The sequence below is a fragment of the Flavobacterium fluviale genome (genome assembly GCF_003312915.1).
Lineage (GTDB): Bacteria > Bacteroidota > Bacteroidia > Flavobacteriales > Flavobacteriaceae > Flavobacterium > Flavobacterium fluviale.
In genome coordinates this window covers 828,828-849,513 of sequence record NZ_CP030261.1, presented here as the reverse complement: position 1 = coordinate 849,513, position 20,686 = coordinate 828,828, and the positions used below count along the sequence as shown (strand labels likewise).

The following is a 20,686-nucleotide window of genomic DNA, read 5'->3' as shown; positions in this document are numbered from 1 at the left end:
ATAGTGCTTTTGCTGTTTGTAGGCGATTTCAGTTTTCCTTATAAACTTTGTCCTATTGTTAACAAACATTTCCTTAAATTTGCTTCCGTTATAAAAAATACAATAGTTATAAAAATCAAGCTATGTTACAAATTGCATTTATTAGAGAAAATCAAGAGAAAGTAATCAAAGCTTTAGCAAAACGAAATATCGATGCTAAAAGCGTTGTTGAAGAGGTGGTTCAATTAGACGAAAATCGTCGTGCTGCGCAGGTGGAATTAGACAATACTTTATCAGAATCTAATAAATTGTCCAAAGATATTGGTGAATTGATGAAAGCTGGTGAGAAAGCTAAAGCAGCAATCTTAAAAGAAAAAACAGTTTCACTAAAAGAAAAAAGTAAAGAACTGAGCGAAAAAGCAGAAGCTTTGGCTGTTGAGTTAACCAATAAATTATACACATTACCAAATCTTCCGGCAGATATTGTTCCTGAAGGAAAAACGCCAGACGACAATTTGAATGTTTTTCAAGAAGGAGATATTCCTGTTTTGCACGAAGGCGCACAGCCTCACTGGGAATTGGTAAAGAAATACGATATTATCGATTTTGAATTGGGTGTAAAAATTACTGGAGCAGGATTTCCTGTGTATAAAGGTAAGGGAGCTCGTTTACAGCGTGCTTTAATCAACTACTTTTTAGATAAAAATACGGCTGCAGGATACAATGAAGTTCAGGTGCCGCATTTGGTCAACGAAGCTTCTGGTTTTGGAACGGGACAATTGCCAGACAAAGAAGGGCAGATGTATCATTCTACAATTGACGATTTATATTTGATCCCAACGGCTGAGGTTCCGGTTACGAATTTATTTCGTGATGTTCTTTTGACAGAAACAGAATTACCCGTTTTATATACAGCCTATACCCCATGTTTCCGTCGTGAAGCAGGTTCTTATGGCGCACACGTTCGTGGATTAAATCGTTTACACCAATTTGATAAAGTAGAAATCGTTCGTGTTGAACACCCTGAAAAGTCTTATGAAGCCCTTGACGGAATGGTAGAACACGTAAAAGATATTTTAAAAGAATTAAAATTACCATACAGAGTTTTACGTCTTTGCGGAGGCGATATGGGATTCACATCAGCTTTAACGTATGATTTTGAAGTATTTTCTACAGCGCAAGACCGCTGGTTAGAAATTAGTTCTGTTTCTAATTTTGAAACTTTCCAGGCAAACCGCTTGAAGTTACGTTTTAAAGACAAAGATGGAAAAAATCAATTGGCGCATACGCTTAACGGAAGTTCATTGGCGCTTCCTAGAGTTTTGGCCGGAATTATTGAAAATTACCAAACCCCAGAAGGAATCGTAATTCCAGAAGTTTTACGCCCTTACTGCGGATTTGATATTATAAACTAGTTTTTTAGTTTTCAGTCACAGTTTTCAGTCGCAGTTAGATATTGTCATTGAAAACTGCGACTGTAACTGAAAACTAAAAACTACTACTTATGAAGAACGGAATATTAAATTGGAACGTTGATCCCGTTATTTTCTGGATTACAGATAGTTTCCCATTAAAATATTACGGAGCTCTCTTTGCCACCGGACTTCTTTTAGGATTTTATATCGTTAGAAATATCTATAAAAAAGAAAACCTTTCGCTGGACAATCTCGATACTTTATTGATTTATGTAATTGTCGGAACCGTTTTGGGTGCCAGATTAGGACATTGTTTCTTTTACGAACCAGAATATTTTTTCAAACATCCGATAGAAATCCTTTTGCCAATTCAGAAAATAAAAGGGGTTTATCAATTTGTGGGCTACCAAGGTTTAGCAAGTCACGGAGGCTCAATTGGAGTTATTACTGCAATGATTTTGTATTGCCGCAGGTACAAAGTACAATTCTTAGGACTTTTAGATAAAATGGCAGTTGCAGTTCCTGTAACGGGTACATTTATCAGATTGGGGAATTTTATGAATTCTGAAATCTACGGAAAACCAACCAATGGAAATTGGGGAGTTGTTTTTCAAAGAGATGATTTAATTCCGAGACACCCAACGCAATTGTATGAAGCATTTGCTTATTTATTGATTTTTGGAATTCTGTTTTACATGTACAAATCAGAAAAAATTAGAAATGCACAGGGATTAATCTTTGGAACTTTCTTAACTTTATTATTCTCAGCTCGATTTATAATTGAATTTTTCAAAGAAAATCAAGAAGCTTTCGAGAATAATATGCTCATTAATATGGGACAGATTTTAAGTATTCCATTTATATTAATTGGTTTAGCTCTGATTTTTTGGAAAACTCGAAAAGTCACAGTTAACAGTGACAGTTTAAAGTTTAATGATACTGAAAACTGAGACTGAAAACTTAAAAAGTCACAGTTGACAGTTACAGTTTACAGTGTCCTAGACTGAAAACTGCGACTGAAAACTGAAAACTTAAAAGAGTCACAGTTCACAGTGACAGTTTACAGTTTAGTAGGCTGAAAACTGAGACTGGAAACTGCGACTGAAAAAGGAAAACTAATAAAGGCTGAAAACTAAAAAAATATGAAAAACATCTTCATTTATATCGTTTTACTATGGTCTACTTTTTCATTCGCACAAAATGAACAATTAGCCCAATATTATTACGATAAAGGTGATTTTGATAAAGCCAAAATCAGTTATGAAGAGCTTTTAAAAAGTGCACCTTCCAACACTCAATATTTTTTAAGAGTGGTCGATTGTTACCAGCAGTTACAACAGTTTGCAAATGCAGAAAAAGCAATTCAAGACCGTTACAATCGTTACAAGCAAGGCGTTTTTTTAGTTGAATTAGGATACAATTTTCAATTACAGAAAAACGATTCCAAAGCCAAAAATTATTACGAACAGGCAATTGAAAAAATAAAGGTAAATCCGAATGATGTTTACGGAGTTGCCAATTCATTCGAGAAAAAAGTATTGTTAGAATATGCTTTAAAAGCCTATCAAACGGCAATGCAGATTCAGCCGAACTTCAATTTCAATTTTCAAATTGGAATGCTGTATGGACAGTTAGGAAAAACCGATCAAATGATCGATTTATTGCTGACAGAATCTTTCACAAATCCGCAGAATACCAATTTGATTCAGACGCAATTGTCCCGATTTATGAATGGCGAAACGGATAATACGACTTTTAAAGATGCCATGCGAAAAGCTTTAATCCTGAAAACCCAAAAAGATCAAGACGTTTTCTGGAACCATTACTTAAGCTGGTTTTATGTACAGCAGAAAGAATTCGGAAAAGCATTTATTCAGGAGAAAGCGATTTACAAACGTGAGCCGGAATCGTTGATGAGTATTGTCAATTTGAGTCAGTTTGCGATGAATGAAGACGATGATGAAACGGCTGTAGAAATTCTGAACTTTATTCTTCAAAACACCAAAGATTTAGATTTATTGATTCAATCGAACGCCTATTTAATGCAGATTAAGATTGATAACGCTCAGGAAAAAGATTATCCGGCGATCAATCAGGAATTACAGCAATTACTGGCAACTTACGAAGTCAATCCTTTTAGCTTATCTTTGCAGCTTATTCAGGCGCATTTTCTAGCTTTTAATTTGAAAAAAACAGAAGAAGGGAAGGCAGTTGTAAAAAAGGCTTTAGAATTAAATTTAAACGAATATCAAAAAGCCGATGCCAAAATGGAACTGGCAGATATTTTGCTTTTGGAAGAAAAATACAATCAGGCGCTTATTTACTATTCGCAGATTCAATTGGATTTAAAGAATGATGTAATGGCGCACGAAGCCAGTTTGAAGGCGGCCAAAACGAGTTATTACAAAGGCGATTTTGAATGGGCGAATAAACAATTTAAAGAACTAAAAGCAGCCAATACACAGTTAATTGCCAACGACGCTTTAGAATATTTTCTTTTAATTAATGATAATACCGCTGCAGATTCAACTCAAGTAGCATTGAAACAATTTGCAAAAGGAGATTTTTTAATTTATCAGAATAAAAAACAAGAAGCGATAACGCAGTTTCAGAATATCTTGAAAACTTTTAAAGGACAAGAAATAGAAGCCGTAACATTATTGCGTTTAGGAAAAGTTTACGAAAGTCAGAAAGATTTTGCTTCGGCTTTAAGCCAATATCAGCAGATTATTGACAATCACAGCGACGAAATTTATGTTGATGAAGCGCTGTTTTTCTCAGCTGAAATTTATAACGACGAACTAAAAGATACAGAAAAGGCCAAGCCTTTATATGAAAAGGTAATTTTTAACCATCAAGACAGTATTTACTTTGTTGATGCCAGAAAAAAATACCGCGAGTTAAGAGGGGATAAGAATTTATAAATTTCAATATTTTAAATTCCAAATTCCAAACTGAAAAGAATTAATAATGCGATCATTTTAGGTTTAGAGAAAAAACTCAGAACCTTAGAATCTTAGCATCTCAGAACCTTAGAAAAAAATGATTATTTACAACGTTACCACAAACATACACGAAAGCGTTCACGACCAATGGTTAAAATGGATGCAGGAAAAACACATACCAGAAATTCTGGCTACAAATAAATTTTCATCGGCCAGAATTGTAAAAGTTTTGGTTGAAGAAGAAATGGGCGGAATTACGTATTCTGTTCAATATGTAACAGACAGTAAAGATACTTTAGATAAGTTTTATATCGAAGACGAACCAGAATTTCACAGAGAAGCTTTGGGTTTATTTGCCGATAAAATGCTTTCTTTCAGAACAGAATTAGAAGTTATTTCGGAACACTAGGTTTTAGTTTACAGTCACAGTCGCAGTTTTTAGTATTATAATTGAGAATAAAAAACTAAATATTTGTGTCTTTGTCCCGATAGCTATCGGGATTGTGGCAAAAAAAGCAAAAAAATAAAGCTTTGTTTCTTAGTGCCTTTACAGCAAAAAGAATACTTTTGCGCCCTCGCGGCAAACAAGAAATAAAATGGAAAAAGTAAAAGCCAAAAAACATTTAGGACAGCACTTTCTTAAAGACGAAAGCGTAGCAAAAGCTATTGCAGATACTTTAAGTCTTAAAGGATACGATGAGGTTTTAGAAATAGGACCAGGAATGGGTGTGCTTACTAAGTATTTACTTGAAAAGCCAATCAACACGCACGTTATTGAGATTGATACAGAATCTGTAGCGTATTTGGACGCACATTATCCAAAATTAAAAGACAAAATTATCTCTCAGGATTTCCTGAAGTATAACATAAATGAAGTTTACCAAGATAAACAGTTTGCTATAATTGGAAACTTTCCGTACAATATTTCTTCACAGATTGTTTTTAGGACTTTAGATCTTAAACATCAGATTCCAGAGTTTTCTGGAATGTTTCAGAAAGAAGTTGCCGAGCGTATCTGCGAAAAGAAAGGCTCAAAAACATACGGAATACTATCCGTTTTAGCTCAGGCTTTCTATACTACAGAGTATCTGTTTACGGTTGATGAAAACGTTTTTATTCCTCCGCCCAAGGTCAAGTCGGGTGTGATGAGAATGACCCGAAAGGAAGATTACAGTCTTCCTTGCAGCGAAAGGCTATTTTTTACAGTTGTAAAAACCGCTTTTCAGCAGAGACGAAAAACATTACGTAACAGTTTGAAAACATTAAATTTATCAGACAAATTGCGAGAAGACACTATCTTTGATAAACGTCCGGAGCAGCTAAGCGTCGATGAATTTATTGAACTAACTCTAAAAATAGAAACCGATGGAGTTCAAAGTTAGTAGAGAGTTTATACATCAGTTAGAGGATTTAATCAATAAGAAAAACGACAACGAACTTGAAGTTTTACTTAATGATATGCACCACGCTGATATTGCCGAAATCTTAGACGAATTAGATTTCGACGAGGCCACTTATATCTTTAAGGTTTTAGATAGTGATAAAACAGCAGAAATTCTTCTGGAATTAGAAGAGGATCTGCGTGAGAATATCTTAAGCCGACTTTCGCCAAAAGAAATTGCAGAAGAGCTTGATGAGCTTGAAACCAACGATGCTGCCGACATTATCGCTGAACTTTCGCAAGAAATAAAAGCAGAGGTAATCTCAGAGCTGAATGACGTTGAACACGCCAAAGACATTGTTGATCTTTTGCGTTACGACGAAAACACGGCCGGTGGTTTGATGGGAAAAGAGCTTGTTAAGGTAAATGAAAACTGGAATGTCTTAACCTGCGTTAAAGAAATGAGAATTCAGGCAGAAAATGTTTCAAGAGTTCATTCTATTTATGTGGTAGATGATGAAAACCGATTGAAGGGAAGACTTTCTCTTAAAGATCTGCTGACTTCTTCTACCAAAACTCAGATTGGAGAAGTTTACATCCGAAAATTAAATTTTGTTAATGTTGATACAGAAGACGTTGAGGTCGCTCGTATCATGCAGAAATATGACTTAGAGGCGATTCCAGTTGTGGACGAATTAGGTCGTTTGGTAGGAAGAATTACTATCGATGATATCGTAGACGTAATCAAGGAAGAAGCTGATAAGGATTACCAGTTAGCAGCAGGTATTACACAGGACGTTGAATCGAATGACAGCGTTTACGAATTGACAAAAGCACGTTTACCTTGGCTTTTAATTGGAATGGTGATTGAGATTGTAGCTTCTTTTGTTTTAAAAGGAAACGAAGCGACCTTTCAAAAATATTCTACTTTAATCATTTTTGTGCCTTTGCTTTCGGCAACCGCAGGAAATATTGGGGTTCAAGCGTCGGCAATCGTTGTGCAAGGATTGGCAAACGGAACTTTAAAAGATTTCAGCCGTGCTTACTTTACTAAAGAAATTACCGTTTCTATGATTTCGGGAAGTATAATTTCATTATTGCTTTTAGGCTATCATTCTGTAATGTATCAGCAGTATTTAGTGGGATTTGCAATTTCGATTTCGATGATTGTAGTGATTTTGTTCGCAGCCACTTTAGGAACTTTGGTGCCGCTTTTCTTGAATAAAAATAAAATTGACCCCGCAATTGCGACCGGTCCATTTATCACAACCACAAACGACGTATTTGGAATTATGCTTTACTTCGGCGTGGCCAATTTGATTCTTGGATTTTAGATTTTTGCCACAAATTAGCCATTTACAGTGATTTAAGATCTCTAAAAACTGCGTAATTTACAGGCGGAAAATATACTGTTAATCAGTTCATCATAAATTCAAACCAAGAAGAATGAAAGTACATATTATTGGAGGAGGAAACCTTGGGGTTTCTATTGCCTTGGGAATCGCTAAATTTTCAAAAAACAACCAAGTTACCGTTACAAGAAGAAACACAGCAAGTATTCAATATTTATCTGAATATGGAATTGCAGTTTCTAACGATAACAAACACAATATTCAAGAAGCTGATGTAGTGATTTTAACCATAAAACCGTATCAAGTTGATACTGTTTTGGCTGAAATTCTGCCAGTTATTCAAAATAAAACAATTGCTTCGGCAGTCAGCGGACTGTCGCTTGATGTTTTACAGTCCAAAACAAATAACGAATATCCTGTTGTTCGAATTATGCCAAATATTGCAGCGCAGTTTGGAGAATCGGCAACTTGTATTTCTTTCCCAGAAAAATATGCAGCAAATGCTTCGCCAATTGTTGACTTATTCCAAGATTTAGGAACAGCTCCTGTTATCGACGAAAAATTAATGGATGCAGCGACTGTTTTAGGCGCGTGTGGTACTGCGTATGCATTACGTTATATTCGTGCTTCTATGCAGGCGGGAATCGAGATAGGATTTGATTCTAATACAGCTCTTGCAATTGCCGCTCAAACCGTAAAAGGTGCGGCAAAAATGCTTTTAGAAGAGAAAGTACACCCAGAACAATTAATTGACCGTGTAACTACGCCTCAAGGCTGTACAATTGTCGGTTTAAATGAAATGGAACATAATGGTTTCAGTTCTTCTTTGATTAAAGGAATTAAAACTTCTTTGAAGCAAATCAAGGGATAATTTAAAAGAAATTCCAATATTTTAAAATTCCAAATTCCAATTTTATGATTGGGGTTTGGGATTTTTTATTGAGATTAAAGAAGTTAGTTTTGTCATTTCGATCCCGAGGCTTCGGGAGAGAAATCTCCACAAGTAGCTCCGCAAAGTTATTAAATTGGAATTTGGAATTTAAAAAAATTGGAATTTCATTTTTTATTAAGAGTGTATTTCAAATAGACAAATCCCATAAGACCAGCTAAAAATGAAGCAATAAGAATCGCTATTTTAGAAAAAACAATAATTTCTGGATTTTTAAATGCTAAAACAGTTATAAAAATAGACATTGTGAAACCAATTCCGCCGAGCATTCCGGCACCTAAAATATGAGCCCATTTTAAGTTTTTGGGTAACATGCACAAACCAGCTGTTACACCAACAGAAGAAAATAGCAAAATACCCAGCGGTTTACCAATTACAAGTCCAAGAATAATTCCGTACGAATTGCTGTGGCTTAAGCCTTCATGCCAATTTTCGGTAATTGTGAGAGCAGTATTGGCAACAGCAAATAAAGGAAGTATAAAAAATGCCACAGGCTTATGTAAAAAATGCTGCAGTTTGTAGGAAGACGTTTTTTCTCCGCCATCGCCAAAAGGAATTACAAAAGCTAAAATTACACCCGTTATCGTAGCGTGAACTCCAGAATTAAGCATAAAATACCACATTACAATACCGCCGATGATATACGGAATCAAATTGTGAATTTTCATTCGGTTTAAAACAAACAAAAGAATCCAGATTCCTAGTGCAATTCCGAGATTTAGAAATGAAATAGAAGTAGTGTAAAAAATTGCAATCACAATTATTGCACCTAAGTCATCAATAACCGCGAGCGCTGTTAGAAATACTTTTAATGATGCAGGAACTTTATTTCCTAATAGAGATAAAATTCCGATTGCAAATGCAATGTCTGTGGCCATCGGAATTCCAGCTCCATTTTGGGTTGTAGTTCCGTAGTTTAAAACCAGAAAAATTGCGGCAGGAACAAGCATTCCGCCAAAAGCAGCCATTATGGGTAACGAAGCATTTTTGAAATTAGACAATTCACCATGATAAATTTCTCGCTCCAATTCCAATCCGATGAGCAGAAAGAAAATAGTCATTAAGCCGTCGTTAATCCAATCTGTTACTGAATGTCCGACAATTTCTTTTTCCCAAAATGCTGTATAAGGTATTTGAAAAGAAGAATTTGCCAGATAAAGAGATAAAATCGTAACTAGGAGCAGGATAATTCCTCCTGATTTTTCATTTTCAAAAAAAGCGTTAAAGGTTTTGGTTAATTTCATTTCGGAGATTCTGAAGATTTAGAGATGGATTTAAGTAATCCTTGTATTTTCAAAGTTAAAAAAAATCTGACCAATAAAAAAAGTTTAGCCGCGAAGTCACAAAGATCCAAGTTTTTTTTGAAACAATATGAATGAAAAAACTTTAGCCTTTGCGCCTTTGCGAGATTAAATTAACCGTATTTTTGTTTAGTATAAATTTGAAAAAAAATGAGCATAAAAATTCTTCATATCGACAGCAATAATCCAATACTTTGGAATCAGTTAGAAGAAGCAGGTTTTGAAAATCACGCTGATTTTAAATCTTCAAAAGAAGAAATAGAAGCAAAAATAAAAGACTATAATGGAATCGTAATTCGCAGTCGTTTTAAGATTGATAAGACATTTTTGGACAGTGCAACAAAGTTACAATTTATTGCAAGAGTCGGCGCTGGCTTGGAAAGTATTGATTGTGAGTATGCTTCTGCGAAAGGCATTCATCTCATTGCGGCCCCAGAAGGTAATCGCAACGCTGTTGCAGAACATTCGCTGGGTGTGATTTTATCTTTATTCAACAATCTAAACCAAGCCGACGCTGAAGTTAAAGCTGGTTTATGGAACCGAGAAAGTAATCGTGGTCATGAACTAGATTTAAAAACTGTCGGTATTATTGGTTATGGAAATATGGGAAAAGCTTTTGCCAAAAAACTGCGAGGTTTTGATACAGAGGTTTTATGTTATGACATTTTAGATAATGTCGGAGACGAAAATGCCAAACAAGTTTCATTAGCCGAGTTACAAGAAAAAGCAGATGTTTTAAGTCTTCATCTTCCATGGACACCAGAAACGAATAAAATGGTCAATGCAAATTTTATAAAAGCATTTAAAAAGCCATTTTGGATCATAAATACTTCTCGAGGCAAAAACATAGTTACAGCCGATTTGGTTGAAGCTATGAAGACAAAAAAGATATTAGGAGCAGGATTAGATGTTTTGGAGTATGAGAAACTTTCTTTCGAAACACTTTTTCAGGATAAAAATACTCCCGAAGCATTTCAGTACCTTCTCGAATCGAAAAATGTTTTGTTGACTCCTCATATCGCAGGGTGGACTTTTGAAAGCCATGAACGTTTAGCTCAGGTTATTGTAGATAAAATTAAAGCTGTCTATAACAGTTAATGGCTCTGGTTTTGTTTTGGTAGGATATTTTTTGTAAATCCTTACGTTAAATTAGCTTTATATGTTAATTTTTTACTAATATTGTTTTGGTAATTAAAACATTTTTAATGGTTTAAACCTAGAAGAATTTGAGTGTATATTATTAACTATAAGTGAATAAAATGGAAAATACAAAAAGAGAAGATTGGAATAATCCAATACATTATCGAAGAGAAAATAAAAAAGTAATTTCAGCAATTCTGGCAATTCTATTAGGTTACTTGGGAATTCATAAATTCTATCTTGGTTATACCAAAGAAGGAGTAATTCAGCTTATTTTGGGACTTTTGTTTGGTCTGGGAGGTATAATTGGAATTATCGAAGGAATTATCTATTTGACTAAATCAGACGAAGAGTTTTATCAGACTTATCAAGTAGGTTACAAAGGCTGGTTTTAAGCAAAGCATATTATATCTAGAAATCCCATTCAGAAATGAATGGGATTTTTTTTTGTGCTTAAAAATGTCTTTTTCTGATATAATTTGAACTTTTAGGAGCTACTTGCAATTTTCTAAGTAAGTAATCTTGCACTTTGTTAGAGATCGTAATGGAGTAACTGAAAATCCATAAGAGTAGGGAATTTATAAAGATTTTATTATGTTAGAAATGTACAAAAAAGTAGTTTTAGAGAACTACGCAAACTTTAATGGAAGAGCAAGAAGAAGAGAATATTGGATGTTTATTTTAGTTAATGCCATTATTACAATTGTTTTGGCTATTGTAGATCGTGTTTGTGGTTTAACCTTTGGTGCAGGAGAATCAGGTATATTGAGAACAATATATGGTTTGGTAGTTTTATTGCCAGGACTTGCTGCCGCTGTTAGAAGGATGCACGATGTTGATAAAAGCGGATGGTTTGTGCTTATTCCATTCTATAATCTTTATTTAGCTTGTCAGGAAGGAATAGCAGGTTCTAATCAATACGGAGTAGATCCAAAAAATCCATTAGAAGAGATCAATGAAATTGGAAAAGAGTAATTCTAATTTTATTTTAAATAAAAATTGTAATTAAAAAAAGTCCCATTTCATGTATTAAATGAAAATGGGATTTTTTTTTGAATTTTTCTCCCGAATAAATGATTTTAACTTAAGACAAAGGAATAAAATTTTATTTTAATAAATAAAAAACGTTACTTCATTGTAATTAAATTTTAATGTAAATATGGGAATATTTAGTAGAAACAATAAGATTGAAAAGCCCCAAGTTCTTATTGAACTTAGAAGTCCAAGTTGTCCAATAACAGCTATTGTAGAACAAGACAATAGAACGGCTTATTTTTATTTGTTCGGTGATAACGAAGATTTTGGTATGAAAAGCTGCTGGATTCGGAATTTAACTGAAGCACCAGAAAAAATAGAAACAAAACTGATGGAAAAAGGTGTTCCTCCTATGTTAACCAAAGAGTTTTGCAAATTTCCGAAAGGTCAAGAGGCATTTAAGTCTGATAATTTGGAGATTGTTTGGTTGGAAGAAGGAGATGGTGCAGCATTATTGGAAAACGGAGAAATTTTATGCGTAATTCCTAGCTGGGGAGGTGATAATGGATTTTATGGATATGCTCGTGATTGTAAAGGAATGGCAGATTTTGCATGGGAACTTTCAGAAGACAATGAAATGCGCAAACGTGTTGAAAATGCAATTGAATTTTTTGACGCATGGGATAAAGAACCTAATCCGTTTCAATTAGTACAGCCTAAAATCTTAAATTACTACGATGAAATATTCGGTAAAAGTGAAAAATATTTCGCAATTGATGGATCAGAAGGACCACCAAAAGGTTTGTATGTGCTTGAAGGAAATGAAAAAACTGTCTTTGCAACCGTAGCAGTATCATTACGACCACAACCAAAAGTAGAAATGTATTGTGAAAATCCTAGTGAATTGAATAGAATTGAACTTGGGATTATTCTAAAGACAGGATTGACAAATGAGCAGGTAAATGACATTGCGGGTCTTGTAAGCGGAATTACAATGATTCCGTGGGAATATATTACATTTTTGGCAGAAGGACATACCGTAGAATTTCAAACGCGTATTAGTGAAAAATATAAGTATGCAGTACTTACTAATAAATTAAAAGTTTTGCCTCAAATGAACTTAGCTAGTTATGCCAAATCAAATATCTCTTTTTTATGGATTGTGCCAATTTCGGAAAGAGAATTGGAGGTAATGAAAGAATCTGGCTCACAAGCTGTTCTAAGTAGACTTGAAAGTATAGGAGAGGAAATATTCAATTTAGAGCGAAATGAAGTTGTTTAAGGAATATTATAAAAAAAAGAAAACTCATAGACTTATGAGTTTTCTTTTTTTATAATATTTTTTTCTTTAATCTTCCTTCTCAGATAATTTACGCTCTAATTCAATTTGAAACTCTTCAATAACAGGTTTCATAGTGCTTTCTGGAATATCGGCGATTCTGATGTACATTAAACCGTCAATAGCGTTGTTAAAAAGCGGATCAACGTTAAAAGCTACTACTCTTGCATTTTGCTTGATGTATTTTTTAATTAAAACCGGCAAACGTAAATTTCCTGGTTCCAGTTCGTCTATTATTTTGTCGAATTTATTTAAATCAGATTCTGCTTCATCGAAAATGAAATCTTTATCTGCATCTTTCAATTTAACCTTATACGCTTTTTTCGGGTGAATATACTGCGCAATATATGGATCGTAGTAGTTCGATTTCATAAACTCAATCATCAGCGATTTAGAGAAATCTGAGAATTGATTGCTGATACTTACACCGCCCAATAAATATTTATGTTCAGGATAACGTAAAGTTGTGTGAATAATACCTTTCCATAATAAGAATAACGGCATTGGTTTCTGCTGGTATTCTTTTACGATAAATGCACGACCCATCTCGATCGATTTGTGCATCATATCGTGCAATTCTGGTTCAAATCTAAAAAGATCGTTCAGGTAGAAACCTTCAATTCCAAATTTTGGATAAATTTCAGAACCAAGTCCCATTCTATAGGCACCAGCAATTTTTTTGGTTTCATCATCCCATAAAAACATATGGTGGTAATATTGATCAAATTTATCTAAATCGATAGATTCATTTGTTCCTTCACCGACTTCACGGAAAGTAATTTCGCGTAAACGGCCAATTTCATGCAGAATATTCGGAACTGCTTTTGCTCTTGCAAAAAACACTTCGTAGTTTTTGCTTTGTAATAATCGGCAATCGCTGTTTCTCAACGCATTCACTTCGTCGATCATTTTTGATTCGTCGACAGGTGTAACGATTTTTTTAGGGGCTTTCGGAATTTTCAAACTTGCTGTATCCAGTAATTTATGGTCCTTTTCAAAAGGATTAGCCAGCATGTAAGTTTTCTTTCTTAAAAATTCTGAATATTCTTCAAACGACTCAATCTCGTTTTGTTCGTTTACAGAAATCGGTTTACCAATACGAACCTTAATCACACGATCTTTTTGCGTTAGCAGTTCAGACGGTAATTTTGCAGTACGCAAAGTATCATCAATTTTAGAAAGCCAGTAAAATAATTTACTGTTTTTGGCATGAAAATAAATTGGCACCACAGGAACTTTGGCTTTTCTGATTAATTTCAGAGCGCCTTCTTCCCAAGGTTTATCCACAACTAATTTTCCATCTTTATAAGTAGAAACTTCTCCGGCAGGAAAAATCCCTAAAGGTTTTCCGTCACTTAAATGGCGTAAAGTTTCTTTAATACCAATTACACTAGATTTAGCATCCTTGTGGTTTTCAAAAGGATTAACCGGCATAATGTATTTTTTCATCGGAACAATTCTGTGTAACAAGAAATTGGCAATGATTTTGAAATTTGGCTCTCTTTCAAGCATCAATTTCAATAATAAAATTCCATCAATCCCACCAAGCGGATGGTTTGAAATAGTAATGTAAGCACCATCTTTTGGCAGACGTTTTAAATCTTCTTCCGGGATTTCGAACTTAATTTCCATTTCGTCCAAAATTCCATTTAAAAACGCAAGGTCTTCCAAATGTTTATTACGGTCATAAATTTTATTAAGGGTAGAGATCTTAAGAACCTTCATAAGAATCCAGCCAGAAAAGGTACCGAAAACTCCGTACTTTTCAACATTTATTGCCTTTGCAACTTCTTTCGCGGTAACTAAACCCATGTACTATTTTTAATTTATTAGAACAGCGAACAAAGATAACAAAAAAGTCTACTTTTCATTGTTTCCGAGATAAACTTTGCACTTTTTTATTACATTTGAAATCCTTAAAAAAAACACTGATGAAAATTATTTCTTATAATGTAAACGGAATTCGTGCTGCGATAAACAAGGGTTTTATTGAGTGGCTGCAACAAGCAAATCCTGATGTAATCTGTCTTCAGGAAATAAAAGCTACGCAGGATCAAATTCCAGTTGATGATATTACTGCTGCCGGTTATCCGTTTCAATATTACTATCCTGCTACTAAAAAAGGGTACAGCGGAGTAGCTATTTTGTCTAAAACAAAACCGAATAATATTGTTTTCGGAACGGGAATTCATCATATGGATTTTGAAGGAAGAAACCTTCGTGCTGATTTTGACGATGTTTCTGTAATGAGTTTATATCTTCCGTCAGGAACAAATATCGAAAGACTGGATCATAAATTTATGTTTATGGATGATTTTCAGACGTATGTAAATGAATTAAAATTGACGATTCCAAACCTGATTATTTGCGGCGACTATAATATCTGTCATGAAGCAATTGATATTCACGATCCAGTTCGTAATAAAACAGTTTCTGGATTCCTTCCTGCAGAGCGCGCTTGGTTAGACGGTTTTATGAAATCTGGTTTTATCGATAGTTTCCGTCATTTCAATAAAGATCCGCATCATTATTCGTGGTGGAGTTACCGCGCTGGGGCTAGAGGAAATAATAAAGGCTGGCGTATCGATTATAATCTGGTAAGCGAATCTTTAGAAAACCGATTAAAAAGAGCCGTTATACTTCCAGATGCAGTGCATTCTGATCATTGTCCGGTTTTAGTCGAAATTGATTAAAGTTTGGTATTGTTCTTGAGGAAAGAACAATTGTTTTAAAATTGATATTGAATTTTTACATTCAAAAAGTATTAAACGCCCAAAAATAAAACCAATTAAGTAAGATGATTAAAAAAGCCTCCATCGGATTGCTAGTATTAGCCTTGTCCACAACGTCATGCGTTTCGAAGAAAATTTACAATGATCTTGAAACAAAGTATTCAGATTTAAAAAAAGAAAACCGTTCTATTGCGGATGAAAATGAGAATTTGAAGAAAACAAAAAATCAGTTAGAGCTGGATCGCGATAAATTGACTAAAGATCTTGCCACCACAAAAGACGACTTGGCAAAACAAAAAGCCGACCTTGTCGCTGAGCAGAAAAAATATAAAGTATTGCAGGATTCATACAATGCGTTAGAAAAAAACAGCAATGATGCATTGGAAAAAAACATGGCTAAAAACCGTGAATTACTGGCGCAGTTAGAAGCAAAAGGTAAAGCTCTTGCAGATGAACAAGCTCGTTTAGACAAAACTGCTAATCGTTTAAAAGAACTTGAAGATATGATTGCTGCTAAAGAAGAAGCAATGCGAAAATTAAAAGAAACTTTATCGAAAGCCCTAAACGGATTTGAAGGTAAAGGTTTAACGGTTGAACAAAAAAACGGAAAAGTTTATGTTTCTATGGAAAATAAACTGCTTTTCAACTCAGGAAGCTGGGCTGTTGGATCAGAAGGTAGAAGAGCTGTTGTAGAACTTGGAAAAGTTTTGGGCGATAATCCAGATCTTTCTGTTCTTATTGAAGGTCATACAGACGATGATCCCTACGCTGGTTCTGGACCAATTGCAAACAACTGGGATTTATCGACTAAAAGAGCAACTGCAATTGTGAATATTTTAAGCGAAAACACAAAAATCAATAAACAAAAACTAACAGCAGCGGGAAGAAGCGAATTTTCTCCTTTGGCAAGCAACGCCACTCCAGAAGGAAAAGCTAAAAACCGTAGAATCGAGATCATCTTGACACCAAGATTAGATGAAATCGCTGAAATGCTTAATAGTATTAACTAAGGTCTGAGGGACTGAGGTTCTAAGTTACAAAGGCTCAAAGTTTTTTACTTTGAGCCTTTTTTTTGTTTCCTGCAAGGTTTTTAAAACCTTGTAGGTTTGTTATTAGATTTGAAGTTTTAGTTTTGGTATCTTGATTTTTCAAATTGGAGTTTCTGTTTTATTATTTTCGTAACTTTGAATTTCTAAAATTTAAACGATGGGACTTCCAGAATTAAAAGAAAAAATAATAAATCAACTGGATTTAGCAGATGAAAGAGTGTTGAGAATTGTTTCTTCAGTTTTTGATAATTATTTGAATGAAATAGTTTCGTATGATTCAGAAGGAAATCCTCTGTCATTATCAGAATATCATAATAGAGTTGAAGAAGGACTTGATGATATAAAATACAATCGAATAATTTCAAAAGAAGATTTGTCGAAAGAAATGCAAGATTGGGATAATGAGTAATACTAAATTTGAAATCTTTTGGACTTCAAATGCAAAGTAAGATCTAAAAGAAATTTATATTTCATTAAAAAATAAAATATCGAAAGAAACAGCAATTAAAATCAGAAATGAATTATTCAACTGTACCGATGAAATTGTTTTTGCAGAGCAGTTTCAATTAGATGAATACAGATTAGATTGTCGTAGAATTGTTATAAGAAACTTTAAAATTCTTTATCAAATTCGGGAAAATTCAATATTTGTAATCAGGGTTTTTAATTCTTTTCAAAACCCTATGAAAAGTTTAAAATAACGAAAGCTCAAAGGTTTTTACTTTGAGCTTTTTTGTTTCCTGCAAGATTCTAAAATGTTCTAGGTTTTAATGTTGAAACGAAAATTGTTCATACCTACAAGGTTTTGGAAACCTTACAGGAGAAGTTACTAAAGAGAAAATCTTGTGGTTTTTTTAACCTTTAACAAATTTCAATTTGAAAAATCCCTTTGTACCTTTGCCTCTTTGCAACTTTGAACCTTAGAAAAGAATGAAATACACAACATTACCCAACACCGACATAAAAGTTAGTAAAATCTGCCTTGGAACAATGACTTTTGGGCAGCAGAATACAGAAGCTGAAGGACACGAACAAATGGATTATGCTCTTGAAAGAGGCGTTAATTTCTTTGACACAGCCGAAATGTATTCTGTTCCTGCAAGCGAAGCAACTTACGGAAGTACAGAAAAAATTATAGGAACTTGGTTTAAAAAATCAGGAAATAGAGACAAAGTGATTTTGGCTTCAAAAATCGCAGGTCCAAATGCGAATTTTGGATATATGCGTGAGAAATTGGACTTTTCTCCAGCGAGTATTAAATATGCGGTTGAAAATAGTTTAAAAAGACTTCAAACCGATTATATCGATTTGTACCAAATGCACTGGCCGGAAAGAAAAACCAATAATTTTGGACAACGCGCTTTCCACGGACATGATGATGTTTGGGAGGATAATTTTAGAGAAATCTTAGAAACTTTCGACGGATTAATTAAAGAAGGTAAAATCAAACATATAGGAGTTTCAAATGAAAATTCTTGGGGAATGATGCGTCTTTTAGAAGAAAGCAAATATCAAAATCTGCCAAGAATTAAAACCGTTCAAAATCCGTATTCATTATTGAACCGTTTATTTGAAGTGAATTCTGCAGAAGTTTCGAAATATGAAAATGTTGGTTTATTAGGATATTCTCCATTAGCCTTTGGAGTTTTGACTGGTAAATTCTTAACTGGAGAAAGTCATCCGAAAGCGAGAATTAATCTTTTTCCACAATATAAACGCTACAATAGTGATCAATGTACCGAAGCAACGAAATTGTATCAGGAAATCGCTAAAAAACACGGTTTAACGTTAACGCAATTGGCAATGGGCTTTGTATTGCAACAGCCGTTTTTGACAAGCGCTATTATCGGAGCAACAACTATGGAACAATTAAAAGAAAACATCGACACAATTGATGTGGTTCTTTCTAAACAAATCTTAGCAGAAATTGATGCGGTTCAGGCTATAATTCCAGATCCTGCGCCTTAGTTTTTTTGCCACGAAGGCGCAAAGACACGAAGGTTCTTTAATCTCGCAAAGCCGTAGAGAGGCAAAGTATTTTTTTTAACCATATAAGTAATATAAGAGATTTAAGTCTTTTCTTAACTGATCTTACATTACTTATATGGTTATTTTATTTTTTAGACTTTGTGTCTTAGTGCCTTCGTGGCAGAAAACAATTATAAATCAAATTCATCATCAACAGCCAAAGAATCTGTTTTGATTGCTGTAGAATCTGGAATTTTTATTCGTAATAAAGATCGTGCATTTCCAGAAATATAAACTGGTAATTGTCCCAATGTATCTTCTGGAACTAATAGACCGCGGCGGAACATTAGATTCTTTAAGAATTTTTGGTTTTTAATGGCGTAATCTTTCAAATTGCCTTGATCGTTAAATTGATACATGAATTTTCTTGGCTTTGGAATAATTGTTGCCAAATATAAACATTCATCAACATTTAAATCGGCAGGACTTTTTTGGAAATAAAAATGACTGGCTTCGCCAATTCCATATACGTTTGGTCCCCATTCGATAATGTTGAAATAAACTTCCAGCATTCTTTCTTTGCTTACAATTCGGTTGTTTTCTAAAATGTAAACTAAAAGGATTTCTTCAAGCTTTCGCGAAAGCGTTTTCTCACGAGTCAAAAACACATTCTTTATCAACTGCATGCTGATTGTGCTGGCACCACGCGAGAATTTTTTGGTTCTGATGTTTTTTAGAATCGATTGTTTGAAGGCTTCATTGATAAAACCGCGATGTGAGAAGAACGACGGATCTTCTGTTGTTAAAACGGACTTTCTTAAATAAGGTGAAATCTGATCTAAAGGTGTGTAATTCGGATTTGCATTTCCAACCAAAATTGGTCGCTGCAATACATTCTGAATAATCGCACGGTACACAAATTCACCGTTTAATTTATTTAAATCGGCTTCGCCATATTTGGTAATTCTTAAATCTTCTTTGTTTAGTTTACTATCAAAAACAAGTGTATTGGGTTTGTTTTGATTGAATTTAAAATCCAATTTATAATCGAAATTTCCAGTCGCCTGCATGCCTTGAAAATGCGTAAATAATCCATCGGGAAGCGAAACGATAAAATCCTGCGCTTTCATTTTCGGAATATCAACTTTTAAAGTGTAAACCGTATCTTTTTCGGTATCATAAGAAATGTACGGACGTACTTTTATTTTATTCAACTGCATGGTCGAAGAGCTGTCAATAGAAATAAAACTGTCTCCCAATAAAAAGCGATAATCAAAACGGGCATTTTTTATAACCACATCTTTACTGGCAATTTTCGGATGATTGATTTTAAGATTGGCAATAGAAGTGTAGCCGTCAATATGCAGTTCACTGCCGTTTTTGTCAATGTTTTGGACATTCAGACGGATAGAATCAAAACTTGCTTTTAAGTTATAACGTTGATCTAAGTACGGAACACGAATTGCACCAGTATCTAAATTGAAGAAACGAATATCAGCTTTTTTGTTTCTCGGATCAGCAAAACCTTTAATATTCCAGCGCTGATCAAAATCTTTCGCCTGAACATGAAGATTGGTTTCTAATTGTTTATTGCTTAAGATTAATTTGTTTACCGCAATAGAAGTTTGTTTTCCGTTGTCATCGATTTTAAAATTGAAATTTTTCAAGTCCATGTCGGTCGGAACCAAATTCAAGAGTTTGGTAATAATTCTGTAAGCAAAAGAACCATATTTGCGCTTTTCGTTTGATTCTGTTTCTTCACGGTCTCTTTTTAAAAAAGCATCAAAATTTCGCTTTTTACCCTTTTTTACCAATTGAATATAACCATTATCAACTTTTAAAGTCCCAATTTGAACATCTCCAATTAATAAACTGGTTAAGCTAATGCTAGTTTCAACATTTTTAATTTTGCATAAAGTGTCGGCATTTATAGGTGCCAAAACCACATCGGTCAGTTTTATGGTAGACAACCCGTCAAACGAAGCCGATTTTACAGAAAAATTACTGTTATATTCAACAGCCATTTTATGGGTAACTTTTGCAATTGCCTGCTTTAAAAGTGAATTTCGGAAATAATACAAGCCGATGCAAAGCAAAATCACTACTACGGCTAGTACTTTTAATGCCTTGTATATTTTTTGTTTTGGAAAATTCATAGTGG

The 20,686-nt window shown here is 34.1% G+C and carries 18 protein-coding genes; 15 read left to right on the top strand and 3 right to left on the bottom strand.

Annotated elements, in window-relative coordinates:
• The first annotated feature begins 122 nt into the window (after nucleotides 1-122).
• The 7 genes from serS (at nucleotide 123) to proC (ending at nucleotide 7,943) form a co-directional block, all read left to right on the top strand.
• Complete coding sequence (gene serS / locus HYN86_RS03870) at nucleotides 123-1,394, top strand: serine--tRNA ligase (RefSeq protein ID WP_113676856.1); 1,272 nt, start codon at nucleotides 123-125, stop codon at nucleotides 1,392-1,394.
• Nucleotides 1,395-1,483: 89 nt separating this feature from the next.
• Nucleotides 1,484-2,344, top strand: coding sequence for a prolipoprotein diacylglyceryl transferase (gene lgt, locus HYN86_RS03865; protein WP_113676855.1), 861 nt, complete (start codon nucleotides 1,484-1,486; stop codon nucleotides 2,342-2,344).
• Nucleotides 2,345-2,536: 192 nt separating this feature from the next.
• Complete coding sequence (locus tag HYN86_RS03860; protein ID WP_113676854.1) at nucleotides 2,537-4,318, top strand: tetratricopeptide repeat protein; 1,782 nt, start codon at nucleotides 2,537-2,539, stop codon at nucleotides 4,316-4,318.
• A gap of 118 nt (nucleotides 4,319-4,436) precedes the next feature.
• A complete protein-coding gene (locus HYN86_RS03855) occupies nucleotides 4,437-4,748 on the top strand; it encodes a DUF4286 family protein (RefSeq protein WP_113676853.1) in 312 nt (103 codons plus the stop codon).
• Between the two features lie 187 nt (nucleotides 4,749-4,935).
• Nucleotides 4,936-5,721: a 16S rRNA (adenine(1518)-N(6)/adenine(1519)-N(6))-dimethyltransferase RsmA gene (gene rsmA, locus HYN86_RS03850; protein WP_113676852.1), complete on the top strand. Its 786-nt coding sequence runs from the start codon at nucleotides 4,936-4,938 to the stop codon at nucleotides 5,719-5,721.
• On the top strand, nucleotides 5,705-7,054 hold the full coding sequence (gene mgtE / locus HYN86_RS03845) for a magnesium transporter (RefSeq protein ID WP_113676851.1): 1,350 nt from the start codon (nucleotides 5,705-5,707) through the stop codon (nucleotides 7,052-7,054). The genes rsmA and mgtE overlap by 17 nt, the downstream gene beginning before the upstream one ends.
• A 112-nt stretch (nucleotides 7,055-7,166) precedes the next feature.
• Nucleotides 7,167-7,943 carry a pyrroline-5-carboxylate reductase gene (gene proC / locus HYN86_RS03840; RefSeq protein ID WP_113676850.1) on the top strand — a complete coding sequence of 259 codons (777 nt, stop codon included), beginning with the start codon at nucleotides 7,167-7,169 and terminating at the stop codon, nucleotides 7,941-7,943.
• Between the two features lie 185 nt (nucleotides 7,944-8,128).
• Here the strand turns inward: proC and nhaA are convergent, their stop codons facing one another.
• Entirely contained in the window at nucleotides 8,129-9,265 is a 1,137-nt protein-coding gene (gene nhaA, locus HYN86_RS03835; RefSeq protein WP_113676849.1) for a Na+/H+ antiporter NhaA, read from the bottom strand.
• Between the two features lie 207 nt (nucleotides 9,266-9,472).
• On the opposite strand from nhaA, the gene HYN86_RS03830 reads away from it, so the two are divergent.
• From HYN86_RS03830 to HYN86_RS03815, 4 genes are all read left to right on the top strand, one after another.
• Nucleotides 9,473-10,420, top strand: coding sequence for a 2-hydroxyacid dehydrogenase (locus HYN86_RS03830; RefSeq protein ID WP_113676848.1), 948 nt, complete (start codon nucleotides 9,473-9,475; stop codon nucleotides 10,418-10,420).
• A 161-nt stretch (nucleotides 10,421-10,581) separates the two neighbouring features.
• The gene (locus tag HYN86_RS03825; protein WP_113676847.1) at nucleotides 10,582-10,857 is read left to right on the top strand and encodes a TM2 domain-containing protein; all 276 of its coding nucleotides are present in this window, start codon (nucleotides 10,582-10,584) and stop codon (nucleotides 10,855-10,857) included.
• A 199-nt stretch (nucleotides 10,858-11,056) separates the two neighbouring features.
• The gene (locus HYN86_RS03820) at nucleotides 11,057-11,437 is read left to right on the top strand and encodes a DUF805 domain-containing protein (RefSeq protein ID WP_113676846.1); all 381 of its coding nucleotides are present in this window, start codon (nucleotides 11,057-11,059) and stop codon (nucleotides 11,435-11,437) included.
• A 184-nt stretch (nucleotides 11,438-11,621) separates the two neighbouring features.
• Nucleotides 11,622-12,719 (top strand): suppressor of fused domain protein, encoded by a 1,098-nt coding sequence (locus HYN86_RS03815; protein WP_113676845.1) that lies wholly within the window; start codon nucleotides 11,622-11,624, stop codon nucleotides 12,717-12,719.
• A 66-nt stretch (nucleotides 12,720-12,785) separates the two neighbouring features.
• Here HYN86_RS03815 and HYN86_RS03810 read toward each other — a convergent pair whose 3' ends face one another.
• On the bottom strand, nucleotides 12,786-14,588 hold the full coding sequence (locus tag HYN86_RS03810; protein WP_113676844.1) for a GNAT family N-acyltransferase: 1,803 nt from the start codon (nucleotides 14,586-14,588) through the stop codon (nucleotides 12,786-12,788).
• 119 nt (nucleotides 14,589-14,707) lie between these two features.
• Here HYN86_RS03810 and HYN86_RS03805 point away from each other — a divergent pair, with 119 nt between their 5' ends.
• The 4 genes from HYN86_RS03805 (at nucleotide 14,708) to HYN86_RS03790 (ending at nucleotide 18,525) form a co-directional block, all read left to right on the top strand.
• Entirely contained in the window at nucleotides 14,708-15,469 is a 762-nt protein-coding gene (locus tag HYN86_RS03805) for an exodeoxyribonuclease III (protein WP_113676843.1), read from the top strand.
• A 104-nt stretch (nucleotides 15,470-15,573) separates the two neighbouring features.
• Entirely contained in the window at nucleotides 15,574-16,518 is a 945-nt protein-coding gene (locus HYN86_RS03800) for an OmpA family protein (RefSeq protein WP_113676842.1), read from the top strand.
• A 196-nt stretch (nucleotides 16,519-16,714) separates the two neighbouring features.
• The gene (locus HYN86_RS03795; protein ID WP_113676841.1) at nucleotides 16,715-16,966 is read left to right on the top strand and encodes a hypothetical protein; all 252 of its coding nucleotides are present in this window, start codon (nucleotides 16,715-16,717) and stop codon (nucleotides 16,964-16,966) included.
• A 521-nt stretch (nucleotides 16,967-17,487) separates the two neighbouring features.
• The gene (locus HYN86_RS03790) at nucleotides 17,488-18,525 is read left to right on the top strand and encodes an aldo/keto reductase (protein ID WP_113676840.1); all 1,038 of its coding nucleotides are present in this window, start codon (nucleotides 17,488-17,490) and stop codon (nucleotides 18,523-18,525) included.
• Between the two features lie 191 nt (nucleotides 18,526-18,716).
• Here the strand turns inward: HYN86_RS03790 and HYN86_RS03785 are convergent, their stop codons facing one another.
• Nucleotides 18,717-20,681 (bottom strand): transglycosylase domain-containing protein, encoded by a 1,965-nt coding sequence (locus tag HYN86_RS03785; RefSeq protein WP_113679843.1) that lies wholly within the window; start codon nucleotides 20,679-20,681, stop codon nucleotides 18,717-18,719.
• Nucleotides 20,682-20,686 lie beyond the last annotated feature (5 nt).